The sequence below is a fragment of the Ethanoligenens sp. genome (assembly GCF_047718355.1).
Taxonomy (GTDB): Bacteria; Bacillota; Clostridia; order Oscillospirales; family Ethanoligenentaceae; genus Ethanoligenens.
Genome location: NZ_JBDNLG010000106.1, coordinates 1 through 9,351, shown reverse-complemented (window position 1 = coordinate 9,351; position 9,351 = coordinate 1). Strand labels below are relative to the sequence as shown.

Sequence of the window (9,351 nt, the reverse complement as noted above, 5' to 3'; positions counted from 1 at the left end):
TATTGCGGGTGAGCTGATAAACAATAGAGCCTACCATTTCTAGATGCGCCAGTTCGTTGGCACATATATGTTATCAGTGATTATAGACTATAATGTCACCTCACTGTCTGCGCAAATTCTCTAGACGGGAACTGATTCCGCACGAATATAGGAAAAGCCCGCTGTAAAGCGGGCTTTTCAGCGGTGGAGGTGAGCAGAGTCACCACAAGGTTCAAAAAATTCTAGTTAGGAATACGATATATTTAAGTGACTATCGAAAATGTGTGAAAACCGTAACTTTGGGGTGTTCACACTCTGCACCATTCTTGACTTCTCCACAATATCGGATTCGTGCTTATCCACTAGGGCAATGGTTCGCTTGAGGAAAAAGCCGATGATGCCAACGGTGACGGACAGTGCCAATGGTGCAATTGCATTGATCCATGGGGTCGCGTTCATAGTGATTGCTCCGGTCTCCGATCTTTCACTGTTGTGTATACTCGCTGTTGCATGGCTTTGCGGGGGGGTGCTCATACTATATAGCGTTTGCGCCGTGAAAAATAATGAGCGGGTGCGATGCGGACTGTGGGAAAAGTCTGCCAGATTGCTTTTCCTCTGCTGTTTTTTATAACGGTAGAAGGTACGCTAGCTCTTATCAGCAGTTTTGGCAGCCGGTCGGTTGTTTATAAAAACTGTTGAATAGCAAATGCCCAACCGTCTGCGTCATTTGTCCGTGTGATAAAGTTGGCAGTCTGTTTGATAGCGTCCGAAGCATTGCCCATTGCCACGCCGATGCCGGCAAATGCAATCATATCCCGATCATTTTCCCCATCACCGATTGCGAGGATGTCTTTCGACGAAATGCCATATCGCTTACACAAAAATGAGACAGCCTGCCGTTTGCTTCCGTCTTTCGGTACGACTTCCAGATAGGTTGGTTTGGAGCGGTAGCAGATCAGGCCGGCGTGTGCCTCTTGTTCCACAGCCTGTTTCAATACGGTGATGTCATGTGGGGCTGCCATGAAAAGAATTTTGTTAGGACCAGTATGCGCTTCGTTCCATTGCCGGAAAACGTCGGGAAACGGTACAATCTCCGGTACCAAGCCGGTGATGTCGGTTTCCTGCTGCGCCCATGCGTCCGGCTGTTCGATGATCCAGTGGTTCTGCCGGTAAAGGCTGGAATGTATATGCAGTTGGCGCGCGGCGTTCAAAATGTGTTCTGCTTCGGAAAGAGGTAAAAACCGGTTGAAAACAGCCAAGCCGTCTTCCGTAATCAGGGCTCCACCGTAGCAAATCAGCGTATCCGGTAAAGACAGTGCCAGACGAATAGGTTCCATCCCTTGCGGCATCCGAGCGGAAACAAGAACAATTCTGATGCCTTGCGCCAGTGCTTCGGCGGCTGTCCGGCGCGTGGTTTCAGTCAGCTGATGGCTGGTGTTCAAAATGGTTCCATCAATGTCGGAACAAATCATTTTGCATGGCATGACGTGTCGTCACTTCGATTCGACCAGTTTTTGGATACGCGCCACGTTCTTTTTGCCGTGGCAGATGCTTAGATGCACCAGAAGTGTGCCAACCGCGAATAATCCTGCGGCCGCCAGCCCGATAACACCCACGGCGAATGGGAACATTTTGTTGATCAACCCGCAATAGGCGAGAATCAAACCAAAAGCTGAGAAGATGGAGGCGTTGAGCCGCCATTTGACCAGTTGCTTCAGCGCGCGTGTCTGCATGGCGGCCTCTTCACGCAATTGCTTGCATTTTTGAAAATCCACATGAATCAGATTGTCCTCGTGAATGCGGTCTTCGCCTTTTATTTTTGCAGTATCCATCATTGCTTTGCTCCCATTCTCTGTAGACGGTTTGGTTTAGTATTTGAGGCCCGGATTGAAGAAACCTACAAGGCAGCCGAGGAACGCAACGACTACAAGCAAAAGCATCACGATGACAGGGGAAAGATTCTTTTTGGTCATCAGCCACCAGCAAAGGATGACGAATCCGGCAGTCAACAGGCCGGGATAAATATTGTCTAATGTTTTTTGCAGATCAAGAATGGTGACTTTGCCGTTGACGATCGTCAGCGCGGTTTTGACGTGAATCCACGAGGCGGAAACGCCGCCGATAACGATGGTGCCAATCATGGTTACCGCTTCACGCACAGCATTTGCTTTTTCACCGACGAGAATCTCCACGGCCCGCCCGCCGAGCTTGTAGCCGAGACTAAACAGAAAGCGCATTCCAAAAATAGCGATCAGGTTCCATACCACAATGTAGAAGATGGCGCCCAGCGGGGAACCGCCGGTGGACATGCCCAGCGAGACACCCAGCAGAATGGGAATGAGTGTGCCGACAATCAAGGAGTCGCCGATGCCTGCGAGCGGGCCCATCAGGCCTGCGCGGATCGCGTTTACGGCTTCTCCGTCAAGAGGTTCGCCATTTGCTTTGGCTTCTTCCATACCAACGGTCATGCCTACAACGACGGTGCCAATCTGCGGCTCGGTGTTGAAGAACGCCCGGTAAGTCTGCATGGCCTCTTTTTGTTCTTCTTTGCTGTCATATAGTTCCTCAATGACCGGTAGCATCGCGCACATGTAGCCAAAGGTTTGCATATGCTCCTGCGAGAAGCAGGTCAAGTTGCCGTAGAACCATTCGAGAAAGGACCTGCGCAGTGTTTTCTGGGATACTTTTTTCACAGGCGTTTGAATCGCCTTTTCAGCAGTAACAGCCATTTCAAATATCCTCCTCATCATCGTCGTTTTCAGCAATATCCTGCGACGAGGTTCCGATTGCCGCCTTTTTCTTCATAGCAACCAATTGAATATTGTAGGTAATGACGGCGAAGAACCCGGCGACAAGGGCAGCCGATACCAGATTCAGTCCCATGACGGCGCAAAGGGTGAAGCCGAAGAAAAAGCTGAGAAAATGTGCCGGTTTGGTGATGACTTGCTTGAGCAGAATCGCGATTCCGACTGCCGGGAGGAGACTGCCGAGTGTGAACAGGGTCTTCATGGCGAGACCATCCATCGGCAGATAGTTTTTAATGACGCTGACCATGTTGGAGCCGAGCATCGTGATGGCAAATGTGGGGATAAAGCTGCAAATGATGTGGGAAATCCATGGAAGACCCTTGTTAACCAAATACACTTTCCTTAGATCACCATTGTCAATCGCTTTCCAGCCGATATGCTGCCAGACCAGATTGATGGTGGCGGTCAGGTAGAATAACACCGTGCCGAGCGTGCCCACAGCAGCGCCCAAGCTGGTCGCCAGCTGTTGTGCCTGCGTTGTGTCGGGGGCAATCCCCAACCCTTTAATTGCCATGATGGCGAGTGGAATGCCGATATAGCTGACAGCGCGTACATCAGCTGAGACCGTGCCGCCTGGTGTCACAAGCGCGATGTAAACAATCTGGATGGCCGCACCGACGATGATACCTGTTGTCACATCCCCCATGATGAGACCGACGACCAGACCGGCGACAAGCGGTCTGCCAAGTGTGTAGTTGCCGATGGTGGTTCCGCCAAGACCTGGAAGACTTGCCAAACACGCAAACAGACCCAATAAAGCTGCCTGCAAAATGTTAATGGACATGGGATCACTCATCCTTTCAAATTACCCTCAGATTCAGTGCTTACGATTTATAGCCAAACTGTCCGCGGAACTTTTCCCACGGGCCGATAGCCGCCTCTTTGATCAGGGCAAACTGTATTTTGTACCCTGATTTGTAAATGTGCTCCAATGCGTCTGCTTCTTCCTGCGTGATGGATTGATTGTTGCCAAGCTTTGTGGTGCCGGGGCGATCGTTGCACGGCCCGATAATGACTTCTTTCAGACCCGGTTCAAATTTATCCTCCGCCAAAATTTTTGCCATCGTGATCGGGTCCTTCGTAATGAGGAAATAGCGGCTGCTGGAATCCAGCACTTTCTGGCATTTGGTTTTCCATTCCTCATAGGTCCAGACAAAGGTTTTTTTTCCGATAGCGGCATTTTTGTATGCCGCTTTGAGTACAGGGGTGTTCGCGGCCTTGTCGTTGACGGCCACGATGCCATCACAAGGATATTCGAGCGCCCAGCGGGTGCAGGTTTGACCGTGTACCATCCGGTCATCTACGCGGATAAATGAAATGGACATGTTTTGTTCCTCCTTGGCAGGTAGATTATCGTTTAAATTTCATCATCTTCGCCGATGTCGAGTTGCATGGTCCGAAGCTGGTTATGCGCCTCCTCCAGAATCGCTTGCGCAACCGCTTCTTTGTCCAACAGATCTTCGTCCAGCATAGCTGCCGTCACCACCATCGGTAGGTTCATACCCGCGATAGCTATCACATTACCCATCAGTCCGCATTCGGAAAGCGTGTTAAGTGCATTGGTCATAGGCGAGCCTTCCGCTAAGTCGGCCAATAAAACAATTTGATCTTCCTGCGTGATGGCCTTGATAAGGGAACGAAAATTTTCTACAAAACTGTCGGCTCCCATTCCGTCCAACATCCCGGTGCAGAGCAGGTTTTTTTGTGAGCCGATCAGCATGGAGGTCGCGTTTTTTAAACCGGATGCAAATTCCCCATGGCTGACAAGTATAATATATCTCAAAAATTATCAACACTTTCTTGGTATTTTGTTTCTTTTGACTACACATAGTTTAACAAAAGATTTACACATTTTCATCTGTATTTTGTCATTATTTTCGCATGACAATTGTCATGTTTTATGGAGGAGGCGTTTATCAAAGCAGTATTCCATTTTTAACCAAGACAGCAATTGTATTTATCTCATAAAAATGCGCCTTGAAACGGCTTTCGAAGCCCAATCAAGACGCATTTTTTGTGCAGCTATTTTGTAACAGTCTCCTTGCGCAGAGGCGGCATTAAAAATGGGAAAATAATTTTTATTGCTCCAGATAATTTAGGATATCAAGCCGCAGCGTGGAAAGTGCAGGCTCAATTTCCTGTCCGCTGGAGATGAGCGTGTTGACGCGGCTGTCTGCCAGTTGGATGGCGCCGTCGTATTTGCGAAATTTTGGCGCTGTCACAGCACTTTTCATGATTTCGTCCAGTGTGTCTGTGTTGATGCCCTGTCCATCCAGCTCGTTTTCCGTGAGCAGGGCACGCGTCTGTGCTGATTCTGTGACCTGCTTCAGAACGGAGACACCTTGCGAATACTGAAAAATTTGCTGCTGCGTTGTCGTATCAGCAGTCAACATTTTCAAGAAGTCCCATGCAAGGCGGCCGTGCCGCGTTTTGGCGCTGATACCCATCAATAGGGTGTTCAATTCCGAAACATTGCCGCCGCTTGGCCCGCTGGGCATTTTGATACAGTCCCAGTCGAAACCGGTGTATTTTTTGATACTCCACGGATACGGTTTGTAGGTGCGATAATCGGAAAACAAAAACGGGCGGAAAGCGACTTGACCCAAGTCGAATTCGCGTGAAGTGGGTGCCGTATTGCCAGACAAAGCCGACAGATCTTTCATAAACTGTACTGCACTCACAACCCGAGAGTCGTTGATATGACAGGCGGTACCATCCGCATTGAACAGAGACACCCCATTGGCATAGGCGGCCTCTTCCCAGGTGTAGCCGTAATATCCAAACTGATCCGGGTGTCCGTTACCATTGGTGTCGCGTGTTACCTGTTTGCAGATACGGTAAAAATCGTCCCATGTCCAATTGTTGTTGGGCAGCGGGATACCAGACTGCTGTAAAAGCGTCTTGTTGACGAACATCATAACCGGCACACTCTCGTAAGGCAGAGCATATTGTGTATTCTGATACTGACCGGCATCGTAGGACGCAGTATAATACATGCTGGGACGGACAGTTTTATCTGCCGCAATCAGGCTGTTCAAGGACTTGAGCGCACCGATGGAAGAAAAGGTGTTGAAGTCGTTCGGCTGTACCATAAATACGTCCGGCGTCTGCCCCAGTAGCATTTGTTCGGACAGCCATTCCGAATAGTCTCTTTTTAATATGCCGCTGGTATATTTCACATGTACGCCGGGGTGTGTTTTTTCAAATCGCTGGATGGTTTGGTCAATAATGCGGTAGCAATTGCCGTTTGGAACATCCCAATAGCTGCCGGCCATCATGCCAAACGTGAGGACGGTTTGCTTTGGCCAGAATGCCCACATCAAAGAACCCGCAACCGAGAAGACTGCCGCAATGACAATGACAGTCAGGCGCCGCCGCTTCATGGTGCGTCCTCCGGTTCTTGTACCAGAATGCCACTCTGTGTGGCCAAGATGGCCAGTTGTGTGCGGTCGCGGAGATCCAGTTTACTCAAAATGGCACTGAGATAATTACGTACTGTCCCTTCGGAAAGGCAAAGCTTTTGTGCAATTTCCTTATTGGAAAGGCCGCACCCGACTTCCCGTACAACTTGCTTTTCAGTGCGGCTGAGCAGCTCCAGATTTTTTTTCGTTGTAGGGGTAGAGAGATTACTTTGTGCCATCTTGGAAAACATGTGAACAACCTTAGTGGCGATGCCGGGATTGATAATAGCCTGCCCCGCCGATACTTTGCGGATGGAATCGGAGAGTTCCTCCATGGAAACACCTTTGAGTAAATACCCGCTCGCCCCATATTTGAGTGCACTGAAGATATAGGTATCCTCGTCAAAAGTCGTCAATACAATGACTTTGATGTGCGGATAATTTTCTTTAATAATTTTTGTACACTGTACGCCGTCGATCTCCGGCATACGGATGTCCATTAATATCACGTCTGGCGGTTCTTTCCGCACACAGCGCAACACTTCGCGACCGTTGGAGGCGGTGTCGGTCACCGTCATGTCTGCATTTGCCCCCAGCACAATTTGTAAACTCTGCCGGATCAGCTCCTGATCATCGGCAATGAGAACCTTGATCATCCTTGTTCCCCCCAACGAATCGGTATGTTAGCAATCACCGTGAACCCGTTGCCGCTGTTATAAGAAATATTGCCGCCAAGCAGGGCGACGCGTTCCTCCATATGCTGCAACCCAAATCCCTTCTGGATATACGCGCAGCCCACTCCCGTATCTCGAACGGTAAGTGTCAGCCATTTTTCCTTGCGCGTCAGCGTGACAAAAATTTGTTTGGCGCCGCCATGCCGGATGGCATTGGTGATGCTTTCCTGCACAACACGATAGACCGTATCCTCCTCATCCGGGTCGAAATGCAGCGGACCGGCCTGATTGTCGCAAGAGATTGCCGTCTGTGTGGCGGTGCCTGTCTCAGCGACCATTTGGCGCAGGGCATCTTCCAAAGGGAGGGTTTCCAATACATCCGGGCGCAGCTTGGTGACCGAACGGCGTACATCCTTAATGCCCTGTCTCGCCACTACGGAGATGCGTGCAAGCTGTTGCTTGGTGTTCTCAGGTGAGATGTCAACCATGGTTATGCAGGCGTCGATGCCTGCGGAGATGCCGGTGAGCGCGTGCCCAATGGTGTCGTGGATTTCCCGTGCAAGACGATTGCGTTCTCGCATTTCCGCGATTTTCTCCGTTTTTTTTGCATAATCCAAAAGTTGCGTGTTCATTTGCTTTAGCTTTTCGTTCGCATGATTGACGCGCTCGTTGAGCATACGGATACGTTGCGTTTCTTTTTGCTGGGTGCGCATGAGCAGCAGCACATAGAGCAAGAATAGAATCAGATCGACGGAGGAGAACGCGCTGCGGATGCCGAGCAACAGGTTTTGCAGTGCATTTGAATAGCCGATGAGATATTGTTGGAAAGAAATCATGGGAATTTGGAGGGAAACAATATTGTAATCTGCAAAAATGTACAGAATCAAAGAAATTGCCAGTAGTGTCAGCCGTTTTTCCTGCGCTTGTATGCCGGTCATCAAGTCAATGACAATCAGCAGCAAAATCCCGCTGTAACCCATGTCCAGCGCCATCAGTATGGTAATGGCCAGCACTACTTCGAGCGCTACGGCGATCCATTTGATATTGGCGTGTTGGGGCAAATGTAAACGTTTATAGAACAAGATGACAATAAGTGTTAAGTAGCAGCCGAGAGCCAGTAAAGCCGAATTCCAGGGCGAATGGGGGACGGCAGAAACCTGATTGAGGAACGTGCGGGCGGTACCGATTGCACACATCAAGTAAGATGCGTGGATTGTAACAGCACATATGAACACCAAAGCGACGAGGTTCCAGATGCATAAAAGGACATATATGGAGAAAAGACGCTTATACATGTTGTTTTCGCCCCTATTGCCAACTATTTGTTCCAAAATCAACTACGTTTTCCTGTGTGACCAATTCTACTGGCACGGTGACAATCTGGTCATATGGTTGTCTGTTGATAATGCGGTACATCTGCTGTACGGCCTCTTTTCCGATCTTGGTGGGGAACTGCGCGGCTGTGGCAGTCATATTCCCCTCGGCGATCATGGCTTTTGCCTCGGGGGAACCATCCACACCGTAGACGAGTACCTTTGAAAGCAGACCATGATCTCTTAAAGCGGCCATGGCGCCCAATGCACTGGGGTCGTTCAACGCCATCACGACATCGGGTTGAGGCGCCTGCCGCAGCAGTGTCTCTACAATAGGCATGGCCCGCTCCAATTGTCCCAGACAATCACCACGCCCGACAACTCGGAATGTGTTGTGCCCTTTTAGAGTATCTTCAAAACCGCGGATGCGATCGGTGGCCGACTGGGCGCTTTTTTGCTCCAATATCAGGATGTTGCCACCAGAACGTGTCTTTAAAAGGTTTTGTGCGCAAAGAACGCCCGCGCCATAGTTGTCGGACGTGATGGTGGAGACGACCAGTGCCCGGTCAGAAACCTGAGAATCCACAGCGATAACCGGGATGCCCGCTTGTCGGGCTTCCAGCAGGACGCGATGCAGTTGCCCGACATCCACCGGCGTTAAAAAGATAGCGCGCACGTGCATCTGAATGAAATCCTCAATCTGTTCAATCTGTTTTTGCACATCCAGAGCGGGATCACGGCTGACCAGCGTATCGCCCTTGGCCTCCAGTTCTGAGCGAATCTCAGCGTCGATGATCTCGTAAAACGGGTTGTTCATTGTCATATAAGTCGCGCCGAATTTTAGCCCCGATTTAAGTGTTGATACCGGTTTGTTGTTGCGCACAAAGGCGTTAATTGTGCCCACCAGCAGCACAAGAACCAGACAGGCAGAAATCAAATACAACCGTTTGTGAAAAAATCTGCGCATAAGAAGTCATCTCCTTGCCTGCCGGTTTGTATGATATGACATTGCTGTACGAAATGCATGTGTTCTTAGTATAGCAGACTCTTTGGGTCGTTACAATGTCTGGAGTATGGTCTGTTCATCTGCGGTCTTGCGGATAGCGTGACGGTGCTGAAGCTCCCTCAAAATCAAAATTGATCAAAGGATGCCCAGATGATCAAGCAGAATTTTGGC

At 49.7% G+C, this 9,351-nt stretch carries 11 protein-coding genes; all 11 read right to left on the bottom strand.

Features of this window, described 5'->3' with window-relative positions; translation table 11 throughout:
• Positions 1-225: 225 nt before the first annotated feature.
• The 11 genes from ABF463_RS12780 to ABF463_RS12730 all read right to left on the bottom strand — a co-directional run bounded on the left by ABF463_RS12780 (position 226) and on the right by ABF463_RS12730 (position 9,141).
• The gene (locus ABF463_RS12780; protein ID WP_415534134.1) at positions 226-438 is read right to left on the bottom strand and encodes a hypothetical protein; all 213 of its coding nucleotides are present in this window, start codon (positions 436-438) and stop codon (positions 226-228) included.
• A 224-nt stretch (positions 439-662) separates the two neighbouring features.
• Positions 663-1,463 (bottom strand): Cof-type HAD-IIB family hydrolase, encoded by an 801-nt coding sequence (locus tag ABF463_RS12775; RefSeq protein ID WP_415534132.1) that lies wholly within the window; start codon positions 1,461-1,463, stop codon positions 663-665.
• A gap of 9 nt (positions 1,464-1,472) precedes the next feature.
• On the bottom strand, positions 1,473-1,814 hold the full coding sequence (locus ABF463_RS12770; protein ID WP_415534130.1) for a hypothetical protein: 342 nt from the start codon (positions 1,812-1,814) through the stop codon (positions 1,473-1,475).
• A 33-nt stretch (positions 1,815-1,847) separates the two neighbouring features.
• Positions 1,848-2,708, bottom strand: coding sequence for a PTS system mannose/fructose/sorbose family transporter subunit IID (locus tag ABF463_RS12765; protein ID WP_415534128.1), 861 nt, complete (start codon positions 2,706-2,708; stop codon positions 1,848-1,850).
• Between the two features lies 1 nt (position 2,709).
• On the bottom strand, positions 2,710-3,570 hold the full coding sequence (locus tag ABF463_RS12760) for a PTS mannose/fructose/sorbose/N-acetylgalactosamine transporter subunit IIC (RefSeq protein ID WP_415534126.1): 861 nt from the start codon (positions 3,568-3,570) through the stop codon (positions 2,710-2,712).
• Between the two features lie 40 nt (positions 3,571-3,610).
• The gene (locus ABF463_RS12755; RefSeq protein WP_415534124.1) at positions 3,611-4,111 is read right to left on the bottom strand and encodes a PTS system mannose/fructose/N-acetylgalactosamine-transporter subunit IIB; all 501 of its coding nucleotides are present in this window, start codon (positions 4,109-4,111) and stop codon (positions 3,611-3,613) included.
• 32 nt (positions 4,112-4,143) lie between these two features.
• Positions 4,144-4,569 (bottom strand): PTS sugar transporter subunit IIA, encoded by a 426-nt coding sequence (locus ABF463_RS12750; RefSeq protein ID WP_415534122.1) that lies wholly within the window; start codon positions 4,567-4,569, stop codon positions 4,144-4,146.
• Between the two features lie 295 nt (positions 4,570-4,864).
• Positions 4,865-6,169: an ABC transporter substrate-binding protein gene (locus ABF463_RS12745; RefSeq protein ID WP_415534120.1), complete on the bottom strand. Its 1,305-nt coding sequence runs from the start codon at positions 6,167-6,169 to the stop codon at positions 4,865-4,867.
• Positions 6,166-6,843 carry a response regulator gene (locus tag ABF463_RS12740; protein WP_415534118.1) on the bottom strand — a complete coding sequence of 226 codons (678 nt, stop codon included), beginning with the start codon at positions 6,841-6,843 and terminating at the stop codon, positions 6,166-6,168. The genes ABF463_RS12745 and ABF463_RS12740 overlap by 4 nt, the downstream gene beginning before the upstream one ends.
• On the bottom strand, positions 6,840-8,156 hold the full coding sequence (locus ABF463_RS12735; RefSeq protein WP_415534116.1) for a sensor histidine kinase: 1,317 nt from the start codon (positions 8,154-8,156) through the stop codon (positions 6,840-6,842). The genes ABF463_RS12740 and ABF463_RS12735 overlap by 4 nt, the downstream gene beginning before the upstream one ends.
• A gap of 13 nt (positions 8,157-8,169) precedes the next feature.
• Positions 8,170-9,141: a sugar ABC transporter substrate-binding protein gene (locus ABF463_RS12730; RefSeq protein ID WP_415534114.1), complete on the bottom strand. Its 972-nt coding sequence runs from the start codon at positions 9,139-9,141 to the stop codon at positions 8,170-8,172.
• Positions 9,142-9,351 lie beyond the last annotated feature (210 nt).